This is a genomic window from Ruegeria sp. SCP10, from assembly GCF_040329495.1.
Lineage (GTDB): Bacteria > Pseudomonadota > Alphaproteobacteria > Rhodobacterales > Rhodobacteraceae > Ruegeria.
The window spans coordinates 1,166,865-1,191,705 of the sequence record NZ_JBDZYF010000001.1 but is presented as its reverse complement, the minus strand read 5'-3'; the positions used below and the strand labels follow the sequence as shown (position 1 = coordinate 1,191,705).

The following is a 24,841-nucleotide window of genomic DNA, read 5'->3' as shown; positions in this document are numbered from 1 at the left end:
CTTACTCGGCGGCCTCGGTTACACCCACAAGGATATCGCGGATTTCTGCTTCTTTGATGTCGTCATGCTCGGCGATCACCACCATGCGCGAGCGGCGTTCTTCGCCAGGCTCCCACGGGCGGTCGTACTGGTGACGCACACGAGCACCCACGGCTTGCACCAGCAGGCGCATCGGCTTGCCTTGAACGGCGGCATAGCCTTTGACGCGCAAAATGTTCAGCTCAGTGGCCAGACGTTCGATTTTGGCGACCAGATCGGCTGGATCGGACTGTTCCGGCAGATCAACGATGATACTTTCGAAATCGTCATGCTCGTGATCGTGGTGACCGTCGTGATGCGACGGGCGGGCGTCCATGTCATCCTCGGCTGCGGCCTCAAGACCCAGAACGACCCGTACGTCCACGGCGCCTTCGGCAACTTCGACAACGGGCAGCGGGCGAGGGGCCTCAGTGGCGATGATCTCTTTCGCTTTGGCTACGCCTTCAGGACCGGCCAGATCGGGCTTGGTCAGCAGAATGATGTCGGCGCAGGAAATCTGATCCTCGAACACCTCGGACAAGGGTGTTTCGTGGTCAATCGAGTCATCGGCCAGACGTTGCGCATCCACCGCTGCCACATTCGGCGCAAAGCGACCGGCGGCGACGGCTTCGGCATCGGCCAGCGCGATCACGCCATCAACGGTGATTTTTGAGCGGATATCGGGCCAGTCGAACGCTTTCAGCAGCGGCTTAGGCAAGGCGAGGCCAGAGGTTTCGATCAGGATGTGATCGGGACGCGGCTCCAGCGCCATCAGAGCTTCGATAGTCGGTATGAAATCGTCAGCCACGGTGCAGCAAATACAGCCATTGGCCAACTCCATGATGTTTTCTGCCGGACAATCGGGGATCGCGCAGGATTTCAGGATGTCGCCATCGACACCTACATCACCGAATTCATTGACCACCACCGCCAGACGCTTGCCCTGTGGGTTCTGCATCAGGTGCTTGACCAGTGTGGTTTTGCCCGAGCCCAAGAAGCCGGTGATAACGGTGACGGGCAGTTTTTCCAAGTTGCTCATTTCAGGGCTCCAATCGGGGGAATACGGGCCGCACAGTTTTTGCGGAAATGTTCAGGACGTTCGCGCCATTTGACCAAACCATCGTCAGTGGCCAAGTACTTGGTCACACCTTCGATGATCGTTTCGACATGGTCGGTTTCGTTGAGGTTTTCGTAGACAAAAGTCCAACGCGTGGGTCCGCCACGCAACACGATGGAACATCCTTGATCGCAATTTGACAGGCACTCTACGGGTTTCAGATGGATCCCATCTGGCACGCCCGCCTGTTCCAGCGCCTTATGCAGCAAAGCGCCGGGGCGCTGGGTGTCATCTTCGATTGCCAGGCCACGGCGGCATGTCGTGCAGACCAGCAGTTCAACTGGTGCGGCTTTGCTCATCTCTCTCATCCCCCTTAGTCAAATCTGGGGGACGGGGTTTCATGTGGGCCGATCCAAGCCCCACACCGGAACACCCCGTCCGGTTTCATCTTCGGGCGCTGGCAGGTCTCCCGGCTTGCGGATGTCAGGGTGTATACCCTGTCGGATGTCCCGCCTTCCCAGCCTTTGGCCAGTGGCTTTGGGCACCCTCTCCGGTCACGGTCGCGGGGGCGGCTGCGTTTGGCGGTAAACCCGTTGACGCATTCCCTTTTCATCCTCTTACGAGGACACCAACGGATCGGACATGCGGCACTGATACGGTGCTTGTCAAGCGTGTCGCCGACAACCGCTATGTCGGGTGCAGAAAAACGACCTGTGGCAGTCGCTGGGCGGCATGGCTGGGCTTAGCCTGCGGCTTTCGAAAGGTTTAACAGCGACCACTTCACTGAACCAAATGTTTGACGAATAGATAGACTGCTCTTCATAACAGCAGATACAGGCCAATGGCGTGGGCGTTTTGCTCTGGTATCTGGAAGCTTTGTGAGAGTGGTGGGCGACCCTGGAATCGAACCAGGCGTGCGTCTCCGCGAGGGAGTTACAGTCCCCTGCCACACCTTGCGGCCTGTCGCCCACTGTCAGGCGTTGCACCTGACGTGGAGGCGTGATTACTAGCGCACCAAAGGAGCGTCAACAGGAAAATACGGCATTGGCGCAGGAAAGCGAATTCATGGCCCGGAGGCCCTCAGAATGAAAAAACCCAAGTGGGTTGTTGAAAAGGAACAGGCGCGAAAAGCAGCTGCGGCCGAGACGGTTTGGCTGTTTGGTTTGCACGCCGTGCGCGACGCCTTGATGAACCCCAAACGCCAGAAACTGCGCCTGATTGTGACGCGAAATGCGCGGGACAAGCTGCTCGAAGCCATTGAATTCGCGGGGATCGAGGCCGAGATGGTTGATCCGCGCAAGTTTAGTGCCCCGATCGACGCGGGTTCGGTGCATCAGGGGGCAGCGCTTGAGGTTAAGCCGCTGGAGTGGGGCGGCTTGGCCGAGAACTGCATCGGACGGGAACATCCCCGGGTGATCCTGCTGGACCGTGTAACGGACCCACATAATGTAGGTGCGATTCTTCGGTCAGCCGAAGTATTGGGTGCAAGTGCTGTGATCGGAACCCGGCATCATTCGGCCCCTGAAACCGGGGCACTGGCCAAGACCGCCAGCGGCGCATTGGAACGTCAGCCTTATCTAAGGGTGCGCAATCTGGCCGATGCCATAACCGAGCTTCAGTCGATGGGGTTTCTGGTGCTCGGTCTGGATGGCGAGGCGGATGAAACTATTGAAACAGCCCTGGGGGATCAAAGGGATCGACCTGTGGCGCTGGTATTGGGTGCTGAAGGGCCGGGATTGCGGCAAAAGACCAAAGAAACTGTAGATCAATTGGTGAAAATTGACGCATCCGGGGGATTTGGGTCGCTGAACGTCTCAAATGCTGCCGCAATCGCCCTATATGCCTCTCGGCACCATTAGACAGGAGAGCGCTATTTCCGGACCGTCCAAAATCGCCACCTGCTGCTATTGCGGTACTCGGGCTGCCCTGGTTCTGACCGGGAAGAAACGGCACGAGCTGAGTTGCTCAAGCTGTGGTGCGCCTCTGCACGACCTTAAGATGTTGCCAAAGCATAAGGTTCAGAAATCAAAGCCTGCTCGTACGGCGATCAGCCACGTCGCACCCCCGAAGTCTCGAAAAAAGAAGAAGAAAAAGAGCGCGTTATATCGTGTTCTGGATGAAGCCTGGGATGTTATAGAAGACATCTTTGATTAAGGGCTACCGCGCATTCGCAAGGATGTTCACATCCACGTCAACGGGGGTTTCACAGCGGTTCAAAAGTTGCATCTTAGTTGCTCGATTCTTTGCTACGGGACCAAGATGCAAAACCGCCGTTTCATATTCGGTATACTGACAGCCATCGCTTTTGCACCTATCGCTTGGGCGCAGGACAAACCTGTCTATTTTGCAACCGATGGCGCCGCGATGGCGGGGTATGATCCGGTGTCCTATTTCGACAGTGCTGTACCGGTTCGGGGTGAACCAAGCATTGCCGTCACCTGGAAAGGGGCCCAGTGGCATTTTGCGTCGCAGGAAAATCGCGAACGGTTTGAAAGCAACCCGCGCGCCTTCGCTCCTCAGTTCGGGGGCTATTGTTCCTATGCGATGGCTAATGGTGTTTTGAAAAGCACCGACCCCATGGCATGGCAGGTCGTGGATGGGCGTTTGTATCTCACTCATTCCCCGGCGGTTGAGCGGATCTGGGAACAGGATAGGACGGCGAATATCCATCTGGCCGAAGAAAATTGGCCCGTCATTCTGTACGAAGACTAGGCGAATTTCCGTTTTTTGTGAAAAGTCATCACAAAAATGAGCGCTTGGTCTTTTTTTTAACCAGATCATGCCTAAATGTCACAGTGACCGCGGAACGGAACTGCCGCGGGTCATTTCACTGTCCCTCGTTCCAACAACTGGCGCCCAAGGCTTCTTGGGCGCTTTTTTCTTTTTCGCGGCTGTGATTAGGATGCGGCCATGGCTGATTATTCCGACGATCATCTGAAAACCATCCTGCAACGCACCAAAACCATCGCGGTGGTTGGGGTGTCGATGAATCCGGTGCGACCCAGCTATTATGTGGCGCGGTATCTTTCGTTGAAAGGATATGCGGTGATCCCCGTCAATCCGGGCCATGCTGGCAAGGACTTGTTTGGCCAGACGGTGCGTGGCGCCCTGTCGGAGATTTCTGAACCTGTCGATATGGTCGATATATTTCGGCGCTCCGAGGCTGTTCCACCCATTGTCGATGAGGCGCTGGAGGTGTTCCCCAAGCTTCGGACCATCTGGATGCAGATCGGGGTCGAGCATCCTGAGGCTGCTGAAACGGCGCAGGCCCGTGGGGTGGATGTGGTAATGAACCGTTGCCCCAAAATCGAATATCAGCGCCTGTTTGGCGAACTGCGCATGGGCGGGTTCAGCACCGGCATCATCTCATCGAAGCTTTGAACCTAGTTGGTGACATAAGGTTTCAACCGCGCCACCTGTTCGAGGCGCCGTTTTTCGAGAACAACATCGCGCGGAACCCAGTCATATCGGCTGTCATCTGACAGCGGGGACCAGAACAAAACCCCGCCATAACGCCAGGGGTCCAGCACAACACCTTCGTACATCGAGTCTCCGGCGCGGCTGATGATCGCCGTGCTGTGGTCGATGCGGAAAGGGTTATCGGCATTGGCGATGGCGCGATGCAGCGTAAGTGTTTCGAAGTTTTCCTGCTGCAACCGGCGCTCGATATCTTCGGCCCAATGCCAGCACAGCCCGCGCGGGCGTAGCCCCCTGTTGACCTTCGTGTTGTGGATCAGCGGGGGATCAGTGATCTGATATTCCTTTGCCAGCTGGGCGGTATAGGTATAGGCGACCCGGGCGGCGCGGTCGGCCTCTTCCGGGTCAATCCCGGGCCCTAGGGTCCGAATCTCGGCCGCAAGACGCTGCACCTCATCCCCAGTCTGCGGGGGAGGGGTAGCGCAGGCTGCCAAACCCACAAGAGCCAGAACAAAGGCCAAAGCTTTGATCATTCCGATTTTCCCTACTGAGTATCTCGAAGGATCATAAGGCTGGGACTGACGGATCGGAAGCTTACTTAGCGCGCGGACTTCTCAGCAATGCCGCTGGTGCCCTGACGCCTTTGGAGTTCGGCCAGCACGTCATCCAGCGCAACGTCGCGCGCGGCAAGCATCACCAACAGGTGGTATAGTACATCTGCCGCTTCGGAGGTCAGCTTGTCCCTATCGCCTTTGACGGCTTCGATGATCGCCTCAACGGCCTCTTCTCCGAATTTCTCGGCGCATTTTTCTGGGCCCTTGGCCAGCAGTTTGGCGGTCCAGCTGGAGTCAGGGTCGGCCCCTTTGCGGGTTTCGATCGTCGCGGCAAGTTCTTGGAGAATGCTCATGTCAGCCTCATCGGAATACCCGCAGCGGCCATATGTTCCTTGGCCTCGCGGATGGTGTATTCGCCGAAATGGAAGATCGAGGCGGCCAGAACCGCGCTCGCGCCACCCTCGGTCACACCTTCGACCAGGTGGTCGAGGGTGCCAACACCGCCACTGGCGATCACTGGCACGTCCACTGCATCACTGATCGCCCGCGTCAAGGGCAGATTGAACCCGGCCTTGGTGCCATCACGGTCCATCGATGTCAGCAGGATTTCTCCTGCACCTTTGGCCACAACGGTCTTGGCGAATTCGACCGCGTCAATCCCGGTGGGTTTGCGCCCTCCATGGGTGAAAATCTCCCATTCCCCCGGGCTTACGGTTTTGGCGTCGATGGCACAGACGATGCATTGACTGCCAAACTGGTCTGCAGCTTCGGCGATCACATCGGGGTTGGCGACAGCGGCCGAGTTAAAACTGACCTTGTCAGCGCCCGCCAGCAACAGGGCGCGCACATCATCCTTGGTGCGCACACCTCCACCAACGGTCAGGGGGACGAAGCATTGTTCAGCCGTACGCTGAACCACATCGAACATCGTGCCGCGGTTTTCATGCGTCGCGTGGATGTCAAGAAAACAGATCTCGTCCGCGCCTGCTGCGTCATAGGCCTTGGCCGACTCCACCGGATCGCCCGCATCGCGCAGGCCCACGAAATTCACACCTTTGACCACGCGGCCATCGGCGACATCCAGACAGGGTATTATGCGGGTCTTGAGCATGAACCATCCTTTGCTTGGCGCACCTCTACCGGCAAAGCCCCGCCGATGCCAGACTTGTGATTGTGATCTGCGGCGAAGCCATGGAAATTAGGTGTGAAATTCAGCAAAAGGACTTCTGCGATGAAACATCTTCTTCTGGCATCAGTTTTCACAATCGGAGGCGCTTTGACCGCCATGGCTGACGATATTATCAAGATACAAACCGAAAAATCCGTGACCGAGGCGCTGGATGCGTTGGAAGCCGCTGTGGGCAATGCCGGGGCAACCGTTTTTGCACGGATCGATCATGCGGCAGGGGCCGAAAAGGTCGGTACGCCGATTCCACCCAACCAGGTGCTGATTTTCGGAAACCCCGCATTGGGCACGCCAGCCATGCAGATCGATCCCCGCGCTGGGCTATTCCTGCCATTGAAGGTGCAGGCGTACCAGGACGCCGATGGTCAGGTTTGGTTAGTCTACGAAGACCCCAAAGAAACGATGGATGAACTGGACGATGTTGAAAACTCGCCCGTTGTCGAGAAAATGCGCGGTGCGCTGGCCAAGCTGACAGCGGCGGCGGCTGGTTAAGCCCTAGGCGCTTGCGCGACTGACGCGTGCAAGCGCATTTCTGGCGATCAGGATGTGGAAAGGCAGGATCGCTGCTAGGTACAAGCGTCCGCCCAGATTGTGCCGGTGAACCCAGGTCGCCAGCGAGATACGGCCATTTTCAGACAAGACCGACACACGAAAATCCAGATGACGGTCGTTGAAGCCTGCGATCACCTCGGTCTCATCGTCATGCTCAACCGGAAATATCCCGACCTTGTCGGTCGCATTGGGCCCGCTGGTGCTGAGCCCGAATGGCGCCACCAATACTCCGCGTAGCCGAACCAGTGCCATGGCCCATGCCGGAAAGCTGGTGATAATTTCCGCTGCCTGACGTGGAGATAAATCCGACGCGACACTGAAACAGTCCAGGAAATCGCCCTGTTTGATTCGTTTGTGAAGCAAGCTTCGGGCCGATAGCGCCGTGCGTTTGACAGCGGAATGGAACATCGCGCTATTCTCTGAGAGTTGTCAGAGCCTCTTTCAAATCGATCGCCCCATCATAAAGGGCGCGGCCGGAAATGGCACCATTCAAGGCTGCGCCACAATCGCGCAGGGCAAGCAGGTCTTCAATCGAAGAGACGCCGCCCGAAGCGATCACAGGGATTGAAACGGCTTTCGCCAGCGCGGCGGTTGCGTCGATATTCGGGCCTTGCATCGCCCCGTCCCGGTTGATGTCGGTGTAAATGATCGCCGCAACGCCTGCGTCCTCAAAACTGCGCGCCAAATCGGTGACCTGAACGTCCGTTTCTTCAGCCCAGCCTTTGGTTGCGACCATGCCATTGCGTGCATCAATCCCAACCGCGACCTTGCCGGGGAAGGCTTTGGCCGCTTCGCGCACCAGATCGGGATTTTCGACAGCGACTGTTCCCAGAATGACGCGGGCCAGCCCTTTGTCTATCCAGGTCTCGATGGTTGCCATGTCCCGGATACCACCACCCAGCTGCGCGGGCACATCGCAGGCTTTCAGGATCGCTTCGACCGGGGCGGCGTTCACCGGCTCACCCGCGAAAGCGCCGTTCAGGTCGACAAGATGCAACCACTCGCACCCCGCATTGACGAAGGCACGGGCCTGAGCGGTCGGGTCCTCATTGAAAACGGTGGCTTTATCCATCTCTCCGCGCAGCAGGCGCACGGCGTTGCCGTCTTTGAGGTCGATGGCGGGGTAGAGGATCATGTCGGGCGACCTTATCTAAATGTTACATGGGCGGCATATCGCACAAGCCGGGCCGGGGATGCAACGCGACGCAAAGTCAATCTTGTCCGATGCCCGATGGCACGTCAGACTGACGCCAAATCAGGGAGGTTACTATGAAGAAACTTGCAACATCCGTTGTCTTTGCAACCTTGGCGACCGGCGCAATGGCGGCGGACCCGGTTGATGGGCTTTGGAAAACACAACCGGGTGACACCGGGGGGTATCTGCACGTCTCCATCGGTGAGTGTGGCAGCGCGATCTGCGGCACCATCGACAGCGCTTTTGATGGCAACGGTGATCAGCAACTGGATTATGAGAATCTGGGCAAGCAGATCATCTGGGACATGGTGGCTGAAGGTGGTGGCAGCTATGACAGCGGCAAGATCTGGGCCCCGGATCGGAACAAAACCTACAATTCGAAGATGACCCTGGACAGCCAGAACCAGCTGACGGTCAAAGGATGTGTCGCTGGTGGCCTAGTCTGCCGCGGACAGACCTGGACGCGCGTTCAATAAGCTTTTACGGGGCCCAAGTCAGGAAGTTCCCGATCATGCGCAGGCCCACATCCTGGCTTTTTTCCGGGTGGAATTGCATGCCTACCATCGTGTCGCGGCCGATCACGGCCGTGACCTCTTGCCCATACTCCACATACGCCAAACGCTGCGCCGGGTCTGTGACACGGAAATGGTAGGAGTGGACGAAATAGGTGTGATCACCGGATGCGACCCCGTTGAACACTGGGTGATCGCTTTCCAGAACCAGATTGTTCCAACCCATATGTGGCACCTTCAGCGCAGCATCTGACGGTTCAATCCGCACCACATCGCCAGCCACCCAGCCCAAACCATCGGTTTCGCTGTATTCATGGCCCTTTGTTGCCATCAGCTGCATGCCGACGCAGATGCCCAGAAACGGGCGGCCTTTCTGTTCGACCGCTTCGACCATAGCGTCGTAGATGCCCTTATGCCCCCGCAGCTCTGCCGCGCATGCTGGAAACGCGCCGTCTCCGGGCAGCACCAGCCGATCGGCGCGTGCAACAACATCCGCGTCCGAGGTCACCACGACCTCGCCCGCGTTCTGTTCCTGTGCCATGCGTTGAAACGCCTTCTCGGCCGAGTGCAGATTACCGCTCTCGTAGTCGATAATGGCAGTCAGCATCTACAAGGCACCTTTGGTCGACGGAATCGCATCTGCCTTGCGGGGGTCGGTTTCGACCGCATCGCGCAGCGCACGCGCAACCGCTTTGAAAGCGGCTTCGGCAATGTGGTGGCTGTTAAAGCCGTGCAGCTGGTCGATATGCAGGGTAATGCCCCCATGGGTGCTGAGCGCCTGAAAGAACTCGCGTACCAACTCGGTGTCGAACGTGCCGATCTTCTGGGTCGGTAGGTCCACGTTCCAAATTAGGAACGGGCGGCCAGACAGGTCCAGCGCACAACGCACTTGAGCGTCATCCATTGGTAAGTGGCATTCACCATAGCGGCGAATCCCCTTTTTATCGCCCAAAGCCTGAGTCAGCGCCTGACCCAGCGCGATCCCCGTATCCTCGACCGTGTGGTGGTCGTCGATGTGATAATCACCCTTAGCCCGGATCGTCATGTCGATCAGCGAATGACGCGCCAGCTGATCCAGCATGTGGTCAAAGAAACCAACACCGGTCTGGTTGTCATATTGACCGGTCCCATCCAGATTGACCTCGACCGAGATCTCGGTCTCGGCGGTCTGACGACTGATCTTGGCGCTGCGCATGGGCGAATTCCTTTTGCTACAGGGGCGCTTATAGACGCGGACGGGCTGCCTATCCAGACCGCTTGAGGCCTTCGCTGCAAACTGTTGCAGGGGATTGCACACAGGCGCGGCCCGTGCCAGCCTGCGTGCAACACGAACCAACAAGGCCCGGCCCATGTCCACCTGCGTTTTCATCCAGATCCGCTGTAAACCCGGCACCACTTATAAAGTGGCGGAAGAGATCGCGCTGCGCGAAATCCACTCCGAGCTCTATTCTACCAGCGGTGAATATGACCTGATGCTCAAGCTCTATATTCCAGAATCCGAAGATGTGGGCCATTTCATCAATGAAAACCTGCTGGTGATTCCCGGTATCGAACGCTCATTGACGACAATGACGTTCAAGGCGTTCTAGCCGAGCTCAAACGTCGTCACGCCGAAAATCCGGTTCAGGTCGATATCGGGCTCATGGTCCGAATACATCCGTGCGGTCTCAAATACCTTCTCTAGCCCCAACGCATCGGCCAGCGCAAAGGCGGCGGCGTTGGGTTGGGGCATGTCGATAAACACCTCATGCGTCGCGTGATCCTCGGGGATGGTGTTGAGGACTGAGACCAGCAGCGCCTGTGCGATGTCAGGGCTGTCCGCAAACAAAGGCCCGATCTTATATCCGGTTTGGCAGGGGCGCAGGGTCACATAGCCCTTGATCATCCCGTTTTCGATACAGGCACGTGAGGCATGGCTAGGCGCGCGCAGCCATTCACGCAGGAAAACGCCGCGTGGGGCAGGGAACAGGGCTCGGTCATAGGCCAACAGGTCCTCGGAGATGTCGGTCAGAACGGATATGTTCGCAGTCGCTTGCGACCCAAGCGCGGCCAATATCCCGGTCTTTGTTCCGGTAAAGCGGTAGTTGTTATAGGCAAAGGTAAAGCCGGATTTGCGATAGTTGTCCTGTTGCTCGACCACACCATCCAGACCCATATTACGCCCTTTGCAATGGGCCAGCGCGTGCTGGGCGATCTCCAGCCCATGGCCCGATCCGCGAAATTCGGGACGGACGATATAAAAGCCCAGAAAAGAAAACGCATCGTCATAGTTCACCGCAGATACTGACGCGATCATTTCACCATCAAGAAACCCGCCCAGAAAGCCATCCGGGTCGGTTGGGCGGAAGCACGCAGCGTCGTGCTGACCGGGGTTCCACCCTTCGCGCCCGGCCCAGTCAACGGCGTGCTGCAGCTCGGCTGCTGTAAGGGGGCGGATGACGTAGTCTGACATGTCACATGATCCTGTAATTCGCAGTGTCGCCAGAATGGCGCAACGCTTTGCAAAGGACCAGCATGTTCGGGAAAGGTTAGTATCTGGAGCGGGCGAGGCGATTCGAACGCCCGACCCTAACCTTGGCAAGGTTATGCTCTACCCCTGAGCTACGCCCGCATCAGATACTTGTATGGTCCAAAGACCTCTCAATGGAGCGGGCGAGGCGATTCGAACGCCCGACCCTAACCTTGGCAAGGTTATGCTCTACCCCTGAGCTACGCCCGCGCCGTTGAGTGAGGAGGGATGTATAAAGTCCCACGCGAGGCTGCAAGCGGAAAAACACAAAATTCTGCAAAAATCTTTCGACGGAAACCTGTGTTTGGTGCGTTGAAGAACCAGAGCAATTGAGAACGAAATTGGCGGAGGTGGACAGATGATGCAAATTGCAGACCTGAAAATGGTGGCGCTTGCGGTGATGATTGTGATGGGGTTTTGGATCATCAAGGCCGAGCCGCCGCACGTTGGGCTTACATATCCCACTATCGCCGCTGCACCGGTTGTAGAAGTCAGCACGCTGCCAGGATAAGTCCAGCACAGAGGCCTAAAGAGCCAGGACAAGATTGGCGGCGGCGCTGACCAGAATGGCGGCAAACGTCAAAACCATTCCAATCTGCCGCAGAACAACGACCTGAGGGTTGCGGCCGAAGCCATAGGCATGCATCAGCCGTCCGGCCAGGATCAACAAACCCAACAGATTCACCAACAGACTTGGTGCGCCCTGCAACTCGACCATTGCAATCAAGAGCAGCGCAAAAGGCGCATATTCCGCGCAATTTGAGTGTGTTCGCATCGCTTTGATCAGCGCCTTGTCATCCCCATCTCCAACCGAGACCTTCCCGCTGCGGCGCGCCGAGATGACCTTTGCACTGAGCCAGACGTAAAGAATTGCGATCAATGCGGCATAGATCGGGGTAATGGTCAGCATTCTTGGGGCCTCCGTCAGGGTCATGCAAAATGGCCGCGCAGTTGCCCGCGCGGCCATTCAAAGCTTAGCTGATTTTACAGCTTATTCCAGTTCCACCAGCAGGTCCTTGGCGTCAATCTGGCCGCCAGGCTGAACATGAACCGCTTTGACCACCGCATCGCGTTCGGCGTGAATGCCGGTTTCCATCTTCATGGCTTCGATGGTCAGCAGCAGATCACCTTCTTTGACCTGTTGTCCAACACTGGCCGCAACCGTCGCCACAACGCCGGGCATTGGGGCGCCGATATGGTTGGGATTGCCCGCTTCGGCTTTGGGTCGCGCCTGCGTGGATGATGTGACCATACGGTTCGGCACCCGGATCACCCGAGGCTGCCCGTTGAGTTCAAAGAAGACTTTGACCTCACCCTTTTCATCGGTCTCTCCGATGGCCTGACAGCGGATTTCCAGCGTCTTGCCCGGGTCGATCTCGGCTGTGATCTCGTCTCCGGGCTCCATGCCATAAAAGAAGGTGCGGGTTGGCAAGGTGCGGACGGGGCCATAGGTGCGGTGACGGCCCATATAATCCAGGAAAACCTTGGGATACATCAGGTAACCATTGAGGTCTTCGTCATCAACCTCCTTACCTTCCAATTGCTTCGACAGTTCGGCGCGGGTGGCTTCCAGATCGACCGGAGGCACGTCCTTTCCGGGGCGTTGCGTGTTCGGCGTTTCATCTTTCAACACTTTCTGGATGATGGTGTTCGGGAATCCACCCGGAGGCTGACCCAGATTGCCGCGCATCATGTCGATGACCGAGTCGGGGAAGGCCACATCTGTGTCCGGGCTTTCCACCTCATCCCGTGTCAGGCCCTGGCTGACCATCATCAGCGCCATGTCGCCTACCACTTTCGATGACGGTGTCACCTTGACGATATCGCCGAACATCTGGTTCACGTCCGCATACATCTGCGCAACTTCATGCCAACGCTCTTCCAATCCCAAGGACCTGGCTTGTGCCTTGAGGTTGGTGAACTGACCGCCAGGCATCTCATGCAGATAGACTTCGGATGCGGGCGCCTGAAGGCTGGATTCAAACGCCGCATACTGGCCGCGCACCGCTTCAAAATAGTCGCTGATCTCGCGGATGGCCTTGATGTCCAGACTAGTGTCGCGGTCAGTGTGGCGCAGGGCCTCGACCACGGTGCCCAGCGTTGCCTGACTGGTGTTGCCAGAGAAGCTGTCCATCGCGCAATCGACAGCATCCACGCCCGCCTCGGAGGCAGCCAGAATGGTGGCGCTGGCGATACCGGCGGTGTCGTGCGTGTGGAAGTGGATTGGCAATCCAACCTCTTCCTTCAAAGCACGGATCAGGATCTTGGCCGAGGCGGGTTTTAGCAGGCCGGCCATATCTTTCAGACCTAGAATATGAGCGCCAGCATCGCGCAGCTCTTTCGCCATGCCGACGTAGTATTTCAGGTCATATTTGGCGCGGTCCGGGTCGAGGATATCGCCGGTGTAACAGACGGTGCCCTCGCAGATCTTGCCATTCTCGACCACCGCATCCATGGCGACGCGCATGTTTTCGACCCAGTTGAGCGAGTCGAACACACGGAACACGTCGATATTCTGCGAGGCCTGGCGGACGAATTCCTGCACCACGTTGTCGGGGTAGTTGGTATAGCCAACACCGTTCGCACCACGCAGCAGCATCTGGGTCATCAGGTTCGGCATTGCCTCGCGCAGATCACGCAGACGCTGCCACGGGCATTCTTGCAAAAAGCGGTAAGCCACATCGAATGTCGCACCGCCCCAGCATTCGACCGAGAACAGTTGCGGCAGGTTGGCCGCATAGCTGGGTGCGACCTTGATCATATCGATCGACCGCATCCGTGTGGCCAGCAGCGACTGATGCCCGTCGCGCATGGTGGTGTCGGTGATCAGCAGCTGACGCTGGGCTTTCATCCAGTCGGCAACCGCCTGCGGTCCTTTTTGTTCCAGCAGGTTACGGGTGCCCATCTGCGGCTCGCCTCGCAGTGCCGGAGGTTTGGCCTCTTTCAGGTCAGCGCGTGGCTCGGGACGGTCCTTGGTTTCGGGGTGCCCGTTCACGGTGATGTCCGCGATATAGGTCAGCACTTTGGTGCCCCGGTCGCGGCGACGTTTAAAGGTAAACAGGTCTGGCGTCGTGTCGATGAACTTGGTGGTGTATTCGTTTGACAGGAAGGTTGGGTGTTTCAGCAGGTTGATGACAAAGTCGATATTGGTGCTGACACCGCGAATTCGGAATTCACGCAGTGCACGATCCATGCGCGCAATCGCAGCCTCAGGAGTCGGTGCCTTCGCGGTCACTTTGGTCAGCAGTGAGTCATAATACCGCGTGATCACCCCGCCTGCATAAGCCGTGCCGCCATCCAGACGAATGCCCATGCCCGTGGCCGAGCGATAGGCGGTGATGCGGCCATAATCGGGGATGAAGTTGTTCTGTGGGTCTTCGGTGGTGATCCGGGTCTGCAGTGCGTGGCCCGTCAGATGCACGTCGGACTGGCTGGCTGCACCGGTCGCTTCGGCCAGCGTTTTACCTTCGGCGATCAGGATCTGGGCCTGAACGATGTCGATACCGGTGACCTCTTCAGTAACGGTGTGTTCGACCTGAACACGCGGGTTCACTTCGATGAAGTAGAACTTGCCGGTTTCCATATCCATCAGGAACTCGACTGTACCTGCACACTCATAGTTCACATGGGCGCAGATCTTGCGGCCAAGTTCACAAATCTCTGCACGCTGGTCTTCCGACAAATACGGGGCAGGGGCGCGTTCGACGACCTTCTGGTTCCGCCGCTGGACCGAGCAGTCGCGTTCGTACAGGTGATAAATCTCACCATGCTTGTCGCCCAGTATCTGCACTTCGACGTGGCGGGCGCGGGTGATCATCTTTTCCAGATAGCCCTCGCCATTGCCAAAGGCGGCTTCGGCTTCACGGCGACCCTCCAGTACCTTCTCTTCCAACTCGTCCTCGGATTCGATCGGGCGCATGCCGCGCCCGCCACCACCCCAGGAGGCCTTGAGCATCAGGGGATAGCCGATTTCCTTGGCTTCGGCCCGGATCGCATCCATGTCGTCGCCCAGAACCTCGGTTGCCGGGATCACGGGCACACCTGCTTCGATGGCGACTCGCCGCGCGCTGGCCTTGTCCCCCAAGGCGCGCATGGTTTCCGCTTTGGGCCCGATGAACGTGATCCCGTTCTTCACACACGCATCCACAAAGCTGGGGTTTTCCGACAACAAGCCATATCCGGGGTGGATCGCATCGGCGCCGCATTCCTTGGCGACGCGAATGATCTCATCAATCGACAGATAAGCGGCAACCGGGCCCATCCCTTCGCCAATGCGATAGGCTTCATCCGCCTTAAAGCGATGCAGACCCAGCTTGTCCTCTTCTGCATAGACTGCGACCGTGCGTTTGCCCATCTCATTGGCTGCGCGCATCACGCGAATGGCAATCTCGCCGCGATTGGCGATAAGGATCTTTTTGAAGTCAGTCATGGCAGGTCCCGGTGTTGATGGTTTGGGCGTGTTCTTAGCCGGACACTACGCGCAGATACATCAGTCTTTCTGGGTAGAACCGGCATGTTAACGCTCGCAAACGCCTTTTATTTGTGCGCTTTTCTTAACGTCGCTGCGTTGCAGCATCAATTCTTTAATTTACTTCGGGTCAGTTGATCCAAGGAAAAGGTGCCCATCTGTCCCATATTGGACAGCAAATCCTGCTTGAGAATATCGATCACATGCGCCGGACCTCGCGGACCCAAGGCTGCCATCCCGTACAAAAACGCCCGCCCCAACATCACAAAATTCGCACCGCAAGCCAGCGCCCGCAGGATGTCCAGACCACCTTCGATGCCACTGTCAAAGATCAGGGGCAGCTTGGTTGCTGAACGCAGCTCTGGCAAAACCTCGATACTGGCCGGGGCTGCATCGAACTGCCGCCCCCCGTGGTTTGACACCCACAGCGCATCAACGCCCGCGCGCTCCAACGGCTCGGCGTCTTCGGCGCGCATTACACCTTTGATGATCAATGGCCCGTTCCAGTGATCGCGCAGCCAATTAACGTAGTCCATGTCTGGCGAAGTGCGCAGCAGATACCCCACATGGGCAGTTGGCGGCAGGTTTTGTCCGCTGTCTATGTACTTGTCCAGTGTGCGCATTCTGGGCGACCCTTGCCGCAACATCCCCAACGCCCAGGCTGGTCGCATCGCGATCTGCGCCAACAATCGTGGCGTCAGCCTTGGGGGTTGCGTGAGGCCAGAGCGCGTCTGACGCTCGCGCCGAGAGGCCACAGGAACATCAACCGTCAGCACCAGAGTCCTAAAACCCGCGTTGCGTGCGCGAGACAGCAAATCGGCGCGTATTTCAGGGTCTTTGGGCGGATAGAGTTGGAACCATGCATTCTCGCCAATACTGGGTGCCAAATCTTCGGGGTTTTGTGCCGCGACAGTAGAGAGTGTGTAAGGCAGCCGGGCCTTGGCGGCGGTCCGGGCCAGCAGACCTTCGGCATCCGGCCAGACCAGTCCGGACATACCGATCGGGGCAATACCAAAAGGCATCGGGTAGTTCTGGCCCAAAAACTGCGTGCGGGTGTCAAAATCACTCTCACCTCGCAGGATTGCGGGATAAAGCTGTACACGGTCCAGGGCATCCCGGTTGCGCTGCAGGGCAGTTTCCATGCCCGTGCCACTTTCCACATAATCCCAGACAAAGCGTGGCAACCGCCGTCGCGCGCGGTGCTTCAGGTCCGAAATACCAGGGTAAGTGCTGTGCAAATCCATGCGGATTGATCCGCCCTGTGCTGCGATTCGGCAAGCATCTGAGGTTGTTTTACGGGTCTGCGCCTACGTCGGGGTAGGGTTCGTGCGTGATTTGTGGGTATTCGGCCCCAAAAAATGAGTGAACAAGCCGTGAACAAACTCTTCCCCTCGGCACGCAACCCGCGTAGTTTAGGGGGATGAGCAGTTACGACGAAATGGACGCCTTCGAGGGTGCATCGCTTTCGGCGCGGGCGATGCCAACGCGGTCGAAAGATCATTTGGAGTGGCTTAACTCGCCACAACTTGAAGCGGCAACCAGGCTGGACGGACCTCTGCTGGTTTTGGCGGGAGCTGGAACTGGCAAGACGAGATGTTTGATTTCTCGCATCGCAGAAATCTTGGATGAAAAGCGTGCAAGATCGGATGAGATTCTTGCAGTCACGTTCACCAACAAAGCTGCGAAAGAGATGAAAGATAGGGTGCAAAAGTACCCGGTTAACGTCAGTCGCGGGTTGCAATGGATGGGAACCTTCCACGCGATTTGCGTGAAATTGCTGCGGCGTCACGCCGAGCTTGTCGATCTAAAGTCGAACTTCACCATTCTGGATAGCGATGATCAGCTACGTTTGCTCAAACAATTGGTGCAGGCGGCCAACATAGACGACAAACGCTGGCCTGCCCGAATGCTGGCTGGCATTATCGACGATTGGAAAAACCGTGCACTGACACCTGACAAGGTGCCCGCTGCGGATGCTGGCGCGTATAACAACAAAGGTGTTGAACTTTACGCCCAATACCAGACCCGATTGCGTGAGCTGAACGCAGTGGATTTCGGCGACCTGCTTTTGCACATGGTCACGATTTTTCAGACTCATTCGGACGTGTTGGAGCAATACCAACGCTGGTTCCGCTACATCCTCGTGGATGAGTATCAGGATACCAACGTGGCCCAATACCTCTGGTTGCGTCTACTGGCTGGGGGGCACAAGAACATTTGTTGTGTGGGGGACGATGACCAGTCGATCTATGGCTGGCGTGGCGCCGAGGTGGGCAACATCCTGCGGTTCGAAAAGGACTTCCCCGGCGCGTTTGTGGTGCGGCTGGAACAGAACTACCGCTCGACCCCACATATTCTGGCGGCTGCCTCGAATGTCATTCGCGGCAATGAAGACCGGTTGGGCAAGGAACTGTGGACTGATCGCGAAGACGGAGAAAAGGTTCGCCTGATTGGACATTGGGATGGCGAAGAAGAGGCGCGTTGGATCGGCGAGGAAATTGACGCGATGCAGGGTGGTACGCGGGGTGTGCGGCCGATGAACCTCGATGAGATCGCCATTCTGGTCCGCGCCTCGCACCAGATGCGGGCGTTCGAGGATCGGTTCCTGACCATCGGTCTGCCTTACAAGGTGATCGGCGGCCCCCGGTTCTATGAGCGGATGGAGATCCGTGATGCCATGGCCTATTTCCGGCTGGTGGTCAGCCCTGAGGATGATCTGGCATTCGAGCGGATCGTAAACACACCCAAACGCGGTTTGGGCGATAAGGCGCAGCAGACGATTCAGGTAGTGGCCCGTGAAAATGGGGTGTCTCTGGTCGAAGGCGCGCGGCTTGCGGTCGAAAATGGCCTGATCAAAGGCAAGGGCGGTAAGGCGCTGCGCGAATTGATCGACGGTCTGGCGCGCTGGAATTCGATGACGCGAGGGCCTCGGATCGAAGTCGATGACGACTCGGTCATTGATGATGGTGTTTCGCCCATACGCTATGGTGCGCCCGAGCATACGCATATCGAGCTGGCGCAGATCGTTTTGGACGAGTCTGGCTATACCGGTCACTGGCAAAACGACAAAACCCCTGAAGCGCCCGGGCGGTTGGAAAACCTTAAAGAACTGGTAAACCAACTGGACAATTTCGAGAACCTGCAAGGGTTTTTGGAGCATGTCAGTCTGGTCATGGACAATGAGCAGGATTCGGATGGCGCCAAGGTCTCGATCATGACCCTGCACGCGGCCAAGGGGCTAGAGTTTCCCGCGGTGTTCCTGCCGGGGTGGGAGGATGGTCTGTTCCCTTCGCAACGGTCGATGGACGAATCGGGCCTCAAGGGGCTCGAAGAAGAACGGCGCTTGGCTTACGTGGGCATCACCCGTGCGGAAGAGGTCTGCACGATATCTTTTGCGGCCAATCGGCGGGTGTTCGGGCAGTGGCAGAACTCCATGCCCTCGCGATTCATTGACGAATTGCCCGAGGATCATGTGGAGGTGCTGACCCCTCCGGGGTTGTATGGCGGCGGGCAGGTGTCGGCTGGTATTGAAACTCGCGCAGCCGAGGCGAATGTCTATAACTCGCCGGGCTGGAAACGGATGCAGGCGCGGCAGGGGCAGTACGGGATGTCGCAACCCAAGGAAAGCCGGAATACGGTGATCGATGCAACGGCAGTGGCCAGTTTCACATTGGGTGAGCGGGTGTTTCACCAGAAATTCGGCTATGGCGGTGTGGTCGGCATTGAAGGCGACAAGGTCGAGGTCGAGTTTGACAAGGCCGGGACGAAGAAAGTTGTCTCTCGGTTCCTGTCTGCCAAGGACGACGTGCCGTTTTGATCTTTTGCGAGGCTCTGCCTCGCGCTCCGAGGTATTTTTAAACAGAAGAAGTTGGGGCGTTCGCGCCCCTTTTTGCTGTTTGCAAAGGAAATGCGGCGGTTCCCAGGGAGGAGGAGAGCCCTAATGTATCAGCACCCGGGTTTGATGTAGGGCGACACATAGTTCTGCCACCAGTGACAGAACTTTGCCATTTTCGCCTCACTTCCTTCATCCAGCACCTAGACCGATTTCAATGATCCTGACTTCCCTTTTGGGAAAATCAGGGCTGATTTGCGGATCAGACGCCGAAGGCGCCTGTTCCTGCTGATCTGCCACGTGGCGAACGCGGATGATGTGAAGCGACCTGCCGTGCGCGATGTGACGGATCGGCCCGGCTTGTCCGAGCGTCGGGCGTGTGAATTGGCCGAGCTGCACAGGTCAGTCATTCAGTATCAGAAGCAGGATCGGGGCGGTGATGCCTTGCCCAAGCGGCTGCGCGAACTGGCAAATGAACGTCGTCGGTTTGGTCACCAAAAGAGAGGTGTCCTGCAATAGAAACCCGGTTCCTGTGAACTGAAATTCTGCCGGCGCGCCTGCCGCATCTGGCTCAATCCATGGTTTTCCGAATGGAGTTTTCAATTTCTCCCCGTCCGGGCCAAGCACATGCCGCAGCAATTTGCCGCTTTCGGTTTGTCGCAATCCGTAGGCCCCTTGGATAAACGCAATGGATCGCGTCGAGGCCGTTATTGCCCGCCTGGACGCACCAGCACGTTCTTCCAATGTCCCAAGGCGCTGTTCGGTGGAAATCACCCGGTTGTCAAACGCTTCTCTGAGCGCGACCAGATCATCCGCCGTCAAGACGACCTACGGCGAACCCTGTCTGCACCACTATCGAAACTTGGCGCAGAAACAGTGGGACAAGCATGTTGGTGAGAGCCAAGAGGTGAGCTTCAAAACGTATTTCTACATACTGCGACCCGCCTTGGCGATCTCGTGGATCAGGCAGATACCCGACACCCCACCGCCGATGAACCTGTATGATCTTGTCAAAGATCAGGACCTGTCACCCAACCTAGTGGGGCATATTGACAGGCTTTTGGTGTCAAAAAGCAAAACCAAGGAAATGGGCCGTGGGCAGCGCATAGCGATAATTGACGATTTCATACACGATCAAATGGCGTGGGCAACTGTGGTGAAAAAGAACGAAGATGGCCACGACCTCATGGCCGAGGATAATAATTGCTGAGGCACATCGTGAAAGAAAATGCCGGTGCTAGATACCATTGTCGAAGGTACATGGCTCGTAGTCATGACGGCAGATTAAGCATTCAACGAGAGACCACAGCGCATAACATCCGTTCAGAAATAAAAATTTCACTGCTCTTGGCAAGATCAAAGTTATCATCATTCAGGACGACCAGCGAGTTTCCGGAGCCCATCCCCACCTGCGTCACGGTCAGGGGGTCAGCCCCGAGCCTCAGCGTTCGGAGAGTGCCCATTCGGTGAACATGTTGATCTGCGCCTGAACCTCCGAAGCAACGCGTTTCGATTTGACCAAGAAATAGTCCGATCCGTAGCTCATACGGCGGTCAGACAGTTGAACCAGCGCTCCAATCTCAAGGTCCGGCTGCACCATGGCAAACGGGCAAAGTGCAACACCTTGGGCAGATAAAGCCGCGGCCCTTAACAGGTTGAAGTCCTCATATGTCGGTCCGTGCAAAGGTCCGGGGTCCGTGTTGTTGTCTTGATCAAACCAGCGCCGCCATCCAGTGGTATCGCCATCATGCAACAGGCCAAGCTGACGCAAGTCTACCGGTTCGTCCGACGTGGTGTTGTGCTGGGTGAGCAGAGCCGGGCTGCACACGGGCAGGCTGTCGCCACTCAGGAAGAATTCAGACGCGATATCAGGGCTATGCGGTGGTTCCGGCTGAAATGTAAATGCGACATGCACATCAGAAAAGTCGATTTCATATCCGTGGATCGCATAGACGATGCGGGTCTCGATCTCCGGATGGATTTGCTTGAATTTGGTAAGCCGGGGGATAAGCCAGCACATTGAAACAGACGGGATTGCGGCAACGACCAGTTCATTTCCATGATTGCCCGATTTGGCACGGTGACATGCTGCATCAATCTCGGCCAGCGACAGGGACAAGGAATTCGCCAGGTCTTGAGCGTGAGGTAACAGGGTCGCACGGTTGCCTTCCCGAAGAAACAACGGTGCCCCGAGCCAAGATTCTAAATTCTTCACCTGATGGCTGATTGCCGATTGCGTGACGAAAATTGCCTCGGCCGCAGCTTTGAACGACCCAAACCGTACTACGGCTTCGAAGGCCCGCAGTGCATTGAGAGGAGGTAAAGCCATGATATTCCTATAGCATGAGGAAATCTAATACTCCCTTGAGATAACATCGTTTGACGAAATCGTGCAATAGGCGCTGTCTGTAGGCAGGAGAACCCGAGTTGGGTCAGACCAAGTCAACTAGAGGACAAAAATGGAACGCGAACGTCTACAGAACTACGTCGGCAACGGCGACAAGGCCACCGGCACCTTTTCCGAGGCCGAAATGCAGCGCCGAGTTGACGCGATCCGCGCACATATGACCAAGGAAAGCATCAGTGCCGCGCTGTTCACCAGCTATCATTGTGTGAACTATTATTCCGACTTCATCTATTGCCAGTTCGGTCGCCGCTACGGCTTCCTCATCGATCACGACATCGCCACCTCGATCAGCGCTGGCATCGACGGCGGCCAGCCCTGGCGCCGAACTTTCGGTGGGAAGAACGTGACCTATACCGATTGGCAGAAAGACAATTATTTTCATGCCATCCGCACGCTGCTGCCTGGTGGCGCAAAGCGCATCGGCATTGAATTCGATCACATCACCATCGATACGCTGGCCCTGCTCAAGGCCGAGTTCCCGCAGATCGAGTTTGTCGACATCGCGGCGGCCTCTATGCGCCTGCGGATGATCAAGTCCGCCGAGGAAATCGCGCACACCGAAAAAATGACCCGCATTGCGGATATCGGCGGCGCGGCCTGTGTCGAAGCGACCGCCGTGGGTGTTCCCGAGCATGAAGTTGCCCTGCATTCCACCGCGACGATGATCCGCGAAATCGCGAAAGTCTGGCCCAATGGTGAGTTGCTCGACACCTGGACCTGGTTCCAGTCCGGTGTGAACACGGATGGTGCGCACAATCCAGTCACCAGCCGCAAGATCGAAGCGGGCGATATCCTGTCGCTCAACTGTTTCCCGATGGTAGCGGGCTATTACGTTGCGCTGGAGCGCACCATGTTTGCCGAGCACGCAAGCGACGATCACATCAAGATGTGGGAGCTGAACTGCAAAGTCCATGACCGCGGTAAGGAGCTGCTGGTTCCGGGCAACAAATGTTCCGACATCGCCAAGGAGCTGAACGAAATCTACGCCGAGGCCGATCTGCTGCAATACCGCAGCTTTGGCTATGGTCACTCCTTCGGCGTGCTCAGCCATTACTATGGCCGCGAAGCGGGCCTTGAGCTGCGCGAAGACTGCGAGACAGTTCTTGAAAAAGGCATGATCGTCTCGATGGAGCCGATGATCACGATCCCCGAAGGTATGCCCGGTGCAGGCGGCTACCGCGAGCACGACATCCTCGTGATCGAGGAGGCGGGTAACAAGAACATCACCGGCTTCCCCTACGGCCCCGAGCATTTGATCATCAAATCAAACGTCAAGGCAGCCTGATCTAATTGGAACGCCCCGGCCCTACCTGAGTCGGGGTGTTCTGCATCCAGAAACTGAAACAAGGGAGAAACATATGTTTCTAAATTCCTGGGTTCTTGATTGGTTCATCATCCTGAGTATCGCCACCATTTCTGTCGCTGTTGTGGCATGGCTGCTGGATCGCACCCGTCAAGACGATTGACCTGAAACACCTGTGCCGCGTGAGAAACCGGCACATTCCATCGAACTTATAGGGAGGAGTAGATCATGGAGAGCATTCCGTGGATCAACTGGTTCATCATGACCGCATCATTTGTTGTCTTGATATGGCTGGGCTGGAAATCTAGCAAAATCGTACATTCCAACAATGATGACGAAAGCGGCTTTCTGGTGGCCGGACGCTCGCTCGGCCCGTTTATCGGGGCGTCTACAATCGTTGCCACTGGGTATTCCGGTTGGGGCTTTATGGGCTCTCCGGGTGTCGCCTACGAATTCGGAGCCATTGAGATCCTCGGCAACTTCATGTTTGCCCCGGCAATGGTGATTGCCGTATTGTTCTTTGCCAAGTTCCTGTCGGGTCGCGCGGCGTCCATGGGCAGCAACACGATCCCTGAATATGCTGCAAACCTGCATGGATCCGGCGATTTGGCGCGTTTGGTCCAGGGTGTGGCGGCGGTTGTCACGATCGTGCTTCTGCTGGTCTTCCTGACCAGCCAGATCAAAGCCGTTGGCATCCTCGCAGCGGGCTGGCTCGAGCTTCCACAGGTCTGGGGTGCTACGGTGATGATCTCTATCATCATCCTATACACCGTCCTTGGCGGGCTAACAGCGGTTGCCTGGACCGACACGCTGATGCTGATGGGGATGCTGGTTGCGGCGGTGATCGTCTGCATACAGATGTTCAGCGACATTCCCTTGGGGCAAATGATCGCGCAGCTGAACGAAATCAACCCGGAGTTGGTCAACCCGACGACGTCGGATCCCTACGGCCAAGCCAAGGGCGCGGTTTATCTGGTCCTGCCCTACGCGTTCATGTTCTCGGCGGTTCTGCCCTACATGGCGGTGCGGTTTCTAGCGTTCCGCGAAGACGTGAAGTTTTCGACCGTCGCTATTTTCGTCGCGCCTTTCGCCTGCATCCTGTCGCTGATCCCGATTGTCGGTCTCTACATGCGTATAAAGATGCCCGATCTGGCAGAGGCAGATCAGGCCATGCCCGTTTACCTTGAGACCTTCCTGCACCCGATCCTGGGCGGCTTCATCACGCTGTGCATCCTGTTTGCCATGCAATCCACCGCCAACTCGCTGCTGCACACCGTGGCATCTGCGGCATCGCATGACCTACGCCGCGCGCTGTTTCCGGGCCACGAGAATCCCACGACCGTGCTGTTCATCAACCGCGCAGCAGTCGTGGTCTTCGGTCTGGTCGGGCTGGCCATGATGATCTACGCACCGCCGTTTTTTCTGTCTTGGCTGGGCATCCTCGGCACGGGCACATTGCTGGCCGCCCTGGTAGGGCCGATTTTTGTGTCAGCGTTCTGGCGGGGCAACGCTTATGGCGCATTGGCCGCGATGGTCGGTGGATTCTGCACCTCGGGCTACCTTTTGATCTGGAGCGACGCAGGCTGGGTCGTTGGACCGTTGGTCGGCTGCGTAGTTTCGACAGCCCTTTACATAGGTGTCAGCGCTTTGACCTTCGGCCTTGACAGACGGGTTGACACGGCCTGAGCTGGACGGATGAAATGAAGAAGGCAGGCCATCGGGCCTGCCTTCCTCTGTGGGAATTTGGTGGCCTAATACGGGCTTCTCTCGCAGCGGGATTGCCAAGCTGTTTGGGTGTGCGATCGGGTTAAGCGACCGGCCTGAAAATGCC

The 24,841-nt window shown here is 57.2% G+C and carries 27 protein-coding genes, 3 tRNA genes and 1 riboswitch; of the genes, 13 read left to right on the top strand and 17 right to left on the bottom strand.

From position 1 onward, the window contains the following. Position 1: 1 nt before the first annotated feature. The 3 genes from cobW to ABLN87_RS06045 all read right to left on the bottom strand — a co-directional run bounded on the left by cobW (position 2) and on the right by ABLN87_RS06045 (position 2,044). On the bottom strand, positions 2-1,057 hold the full coding sequence (gene cobW / locus ABLN87_RS06055) for a cobalamin biosynthesis protein CobW (RefSeq protein WP_353008282.1): 1,056 nt from the start codon (positions 1,055-1,057) through the stop codon (positions 2-4). After that, on the bottom strand, positions 1,054-1,434 hold the full coding sequence (locus ABLN87_RS06050) for a DUF1636 domain-containing protein (protein WP_353008281.1): 381 nt from the start codon (positions 1,432-1,434) through the stop codon (positions 1,054-1,056). Before ABLN87_RS06050 ends, cobW begins: the two co-directional genes overlap by 4 nt. Positions 1,435-1,517: 83 nt before the next feature. Beyond that, a riboswitch (cobalamin riboswitch) is annotated at positions 1,518-1,723 on the bottom strand. A gap of 237 nt (positions 1,724-1,960) precedes the next feature. Further along, positions 1,961-2,044: transfer RNA gene (locus tag ABLN87_RS06045), tRNA-Tyr, on the bottom strand. A 116-nt stretch (positions 2,045-2,160) separates the two neighbouring features. Here ABLN87_RS06045 and rlmB point away from each other — a divergent pair. From rlmB to ABLN87_RS06030, 4 genes are all read left to right on the top strand, one after another. Beyond that, positions 2,161-2,934, top strand: a complete 774-nt coding sequence (rlmB, locus tag ABLN87_RS06040; RefSeq protein WP_353008280.1) for a 23S rRNA (guanosine(2251)-2'-O)-methyltransferase RlmB — start codon at positions 2,161-2,163, stop codon at positions 2,932-2,934. Further along, positions 2,915-3,229 carry a hypothetical protein gene (locus tag ABLN87_RS22515; protein WP_417750382.1) on the top strand — a complete coding sequence of 105 codons (315 nt, stop codon included), beginning with the start codon at positions 2,915-2,917 and terminating at the stop codon, positions 3,227-3,229. Before rlmB ends, ABLN87_RS22515 begins: the two co-directional genes overlap by 20 nt. 105 nt (positions 3,230-3,334) lie before the next feature. Continuing rightward, a complete protein-coding gene (locus tag ABLN87_RS06035) occupies positions 3,335-3,787 on the top strand; it encodes a YHS domain-containing (seleno)protein (RefSeq protein WP_353008278.1) in 453 nt (150 codons plus the stop codon). Between the two features lie 198 nt (positions 3,788-3,985). Next, positions 3,986-4,456 carry a CoA-binding protein gene (locus ABLN87_RS06030; RefSeq protein WP_353008277.1) on the top strand — a complete coding sequence of 157 codons (471 nt, stop codon included), beginning with the start codon at positions 3,986-3,988 and terminating at the stop codon, positions 4,454-4,456. Between the two features lie 2 nt (positions 4,457-4,458). Here the strand turns inward: ABLN87_RS06030 and ABLN87_RS06025 are convergent, their stop codons facing one another. From ABLN87_RS06025 to hisF, 3 genes are all read right to left on the bottom strand, one after another. Continuing rightward, positions 4,459-5,025 (bottom strand): hypothetical protein, encoded by a 567-nt coding sequence (locus tag ABLN87_RS06025; RefSeq protein ID WP_353008276.1) that lies wholly within the window; start codon positions 5,023-5,025, stop codon positions 4,459-4,461. A gap of 65 nt (positions 5,026-5,090) precedes the next feature. Next, positions 5,091-5,399 carry a phosphoribosyl-ATP diphosphatase gene (locus tag ABLN87_RS06020; RefSeq protein WP_353008274.1) on the bottom strand — a complete coding sequence of 103 codons (309 nt, stop codon included), beginning with the start codon at positions 5,397-5,399 and terminating at the stop codon, positions 5,091-5,093. After that, positions 5,396-6,157 (bottom strand): imidazole glycerol phosphate synthase subunit HisF, encoded by a 762-nt coding sequence (gene hisF, locus ABLN87_RS06015; RefSeq protein WP_353008273.1) that lies wholly within the window; start codon positions 6,155-6,157, stop codon positions 5,396-5,398. The genes ABLN87_RS06020 and hisF overlap by 4 nt, the downstream gene beginning before the upstream one ends. A 120-nt stretch (positions 6,158-6,277) precedes the next feature. Between hisF and ABLN87_RS06010 the strand changes: the two genes are divergently transcribed. Next, positions 6,278-6,724, top strand: a complete 447-nt coding sequence (locus ABLN87_RS06010) for a DUF302 domain-containing protein (RefSeq protein WP_353008272.1) — start codon at positions 6,278-6,280, stop codon at positions 6,722-6,724. A 3-nt stretch (positions 6,725-6,727) separates the two neighbouring features. Here ABLN87_RS06010 and ABLN87_RS06005 read toward each other — a convergent pair whose 3' ends face one another. Beyond that, positions 6,728-7,192 (bottom strand): DUF2867 domain-containing protein, encoded by a 465-nt coding sequence (locus ABLN87_RS06005; RefSeq protein WP_353008271.1) that lies wholly within the window; start codon positions 7,190-7,192, stop codon positions 6,728-6,730. Positions 7,193-7,196: 4 nt separating this feature from the next. Beyond that, the gene (gene hisA / locus ABLN87_RS06000; RefSeq protein WP_353008269.1) at positions 7,197-7,919 is read right to left on the bottom strand and encodes a 1-(5-phosphoribosyl)-5-[(5-phosphoribosylamino)methylideneamino]imidazole-4-carboxamide isomerase; all 723 of its coding nucleotides are present in this window, start codon (positions 7,917-7,919) and stop codon (positions 7,197-7,199) included. A gap of 134 nt (positions 7,920-8,053) precedes the next feature. Between hisA and ABLN87_RS05995 the strand changes: the two genes are divergently transcribed. Beyond that, a complete protein-coding gene (locus tag ABLN87_RS05995) occupies positions 8,054-8,455 on the top strand; it encodes a DUF2147 domain-containing protein (RefSeq protein ID WP_353008267.1) in 402 nt (133 codons plus the stop codon). 4 nt (positions 8,456-8,459) lie between these two features. Here the strand turns inward: ABLN87_RS05995 and hisH are convergent, their stop codons facing one another. Continuing rightward, on the bottom strand, positions 8,460-9,098 hold the full coding sequence (hisH, locus tag ABLN87_RS05990) for an imidazole glycerol phosphate synthase subunit HisH (RefSeq protein WP_353008266.1): 639 nt from the start codon (positions 9,096-9,098) through the stop codon (positions 8,460-8,462). Further along, the gene (hisB, locus tag ABLN87_RS05985) at positions 9,099-9,686 is read right to left on the bottom strand and encodes an imidazoleglycerol-phosphate dehydratase HisB (RefSeq protein ID WP_353008264.1); all 588 of its coding nucleotides are present in this window, start codon (positions 9,684-9,686) and stop codon (positions 9,099-9,101) included. It lies immediately after the preceding gene. A 154-nt stretch (positions 9,687-9,840) separates the two neighbouring features. On the opposite strand from hisB, the gene ABLN87_RS05980 reads away from it, so the two are divergent. Beyond that, positions 9,841-10,080 (top strand): Lrp/AsnC family transcriptional regulator, encoded by a 240-nt coding sequence (locus ABLN87_RS05980; protein WP_170532103.1) that lies wholly within the window; start codon positions 9,841-9,843, stop codon positions 10,078-10,080. Here ABLN87_RS05980 and ABLN87_RS05975 read toward each other — a convergent pair. The 3 genes from ABLN87_RS05975 to ABLN87_RS05965 all read right to left on the bottom strand — a co-directional run bounded on the left by ABLN87_RS05975 (position 10,077) and on the right by ABLN87_RS05965 (position 11,210). Next, positions 10,077-10,943 carry a GNAT family N-acetyltransferase gene (locus tag ABLN87_RS05975; RefSeq protein WP_353008261.1) on the bottom strand — a complete coding sequence of 289 codons (867 nt, stop codon included), beginning with the start codon at positions 10,941-10,943 and terminating at the stop codon, positions 10,077-10,079. The two genes, ABLN87_RS05980 and ABLN87_RS05975, sit on opposite strands and share 4 nt — an antisense overlap. 84 nt (positions 10,944-11,027) lie before the next feature. Further along, a tRNA-Gly gene (locus ABLN87_RS05970) sits at positions 11,028-11,102 on the bottom strand. Between the two features lie 33 nt (positions 11,103-11,135). Next, positions 11,136-11,210, bottom strand: a tRNA-Gly gene (locus ABLN87_RS05965). A gap of 148 nt (positions 11,211-11,358) precedes the next feature. Between ABLN87_RS05965 and ABLN87_RS05960 the strand changes: the two genes are divergently transcribed. Then, entirely contained in the window at positions 11,359-11,511 is a 153-nt protein-coding gene (locus tag ABLN87_RS05960) for a hypothetical protein (protein WP_353008260.1), read from the top strand. 15 nt (positions 11,512-11,526) lie between these two features. Here the strand turns inward: ABLN87_RS05960 and ABLN87_RS05955 are convergent, their stop codons facing one another. The 3 genes from ABLN87_RS05955 to ABLN87_RS05945 all read right to left on the bottom strand — a co-directional run bounded on the left by ABLN87_RS05955 (position 11,527) and on the right by ABLN87_RS05945 (position 16,712). Next, on the bottom strand, positions 11,527-11,910 hold the full coding sequence (locus ABLN87_RS05955; RefSeq protein WP_353008259.1) for an MAPEG family protein: 384 nt from the start codon (positions 11,908-11,910) through the stop codon (positions 11,527-11,529). An 81-nt stretch (positions 11,911-11,991) separates the two neighbouring features. Then, the gene (locus tag ABLN87_RS05950; protein ID WP_353008258.1) at positions 11,992-15,429 is read right to left on the bottom strand and encodes a pyruvate carboxylase; all 3,438 of its coding nucleotides are present in this window, start codon (positions 15,427-15,429) and stop codon (positions 11,992-11,994) included. Between the two features lie 146 nt (positions 15,430-15,575). Then, positions 15,576-16,712, bottom strand: coding sequence for an alpha-hydroxy acid oxidase (locus ABLN87_RS05945; protein WP_353008257.1), 1,137 nt, complete (start codon positions 16,710-16,712; stop codon positions 15,576-15,578). A gap of 176 nt (positions 16,713-16,888) precedes the next feature. On the opposite strand from ABLN87_RS05945, the gene ABLN87_RS05940 reads away from it, so the two are divergent. From ABLN87_RS05940 to ABLN87_RS05930, 3 genes are all read left to right on the top strand, one after another. Then, positions 16,889-19,285, top strand: a complete 2,397-nt coding sequence (locus ABLN87_RS05940) for an ATP-dependent helicase (RefSeq protein WP_353008256.1) — start codon at positions 16,889-16,891, stop codon at positions 19,283-19,285. A 270-nt stretch (positions 19,286-19,555) separates the two neighbouring features. Next, the gene (locus ABLN87_RS05935) at positions 19,556-19,819 is read left to right on the top strand and encodes a hypothetical protein (RefSeq protein WP_353008255.1); all 264 of its coding nucleotides are present in this window, start codon (positions 19,556-19,558) and stop codon (positions 19,817-19,819) included. A 169-nt stretch (positions 19,820-19,988) separates the two neighbouring features. Continuing rightward, positions 19,989-20,510 (top strand): DNA polymerase beta superfamily protein, encoded by a 522-nt coding sequence (locus tag ABLN87_RS05930; RefSeq protein ID WP_353008254.1) that lies wholly within the window; start codon positions 19,989-19,991, stop codon positions 20,508-20,510. Positions 20,511-20,741: 231 nt separating this feature from the next. Here the strand turns inward: ABLN87_RS05930 and ABLN87_RS05925 are convergent, their stop codons facing one another. Next, positions 20,742-21,629 carry a LysR family transcriptional regulator gene (locus ABLN87_RS05925; RefSeq protein WP_353008253.1) on the bottom strand — a complete coding sequence of 296 codons (888 nt, stop codon included), beginning with the start codon at positions 21,627-21,629 and terminating at the stop codon, positions 20,742-20,744. 130 nt (positions 21,630-21,759) lie between these two features. On the opposite strand from ABLN87_RS05925, the gene ABLN87_RS05920 reads away from it, so the two are divergent. Beyond that, positions 21,760-22,992, top strand: coding sequence for an aminopeptidase P family protein (locus tag ABLN87_RS05920; RefSeq protein WP_353008252.1), 1,233 nt, complete (start codon positions 21,760-21,762; stop codon positions 22,990-22,992). A gap of 246 nt (positions 22,993-23,238) precedes the next feature. After that, positions 23,239-24,696, top strand: a complete 1,458-nt coding sequence (locus ABLN87_RS05915; protein WP_353008251.1) for a sodium:solute symporter family protein — start codon at positions 23,239-23,241, stop codon at positions 24,694-24,696. Positions 24,697-24,841 lie beyond the last annotated feature (145 nt).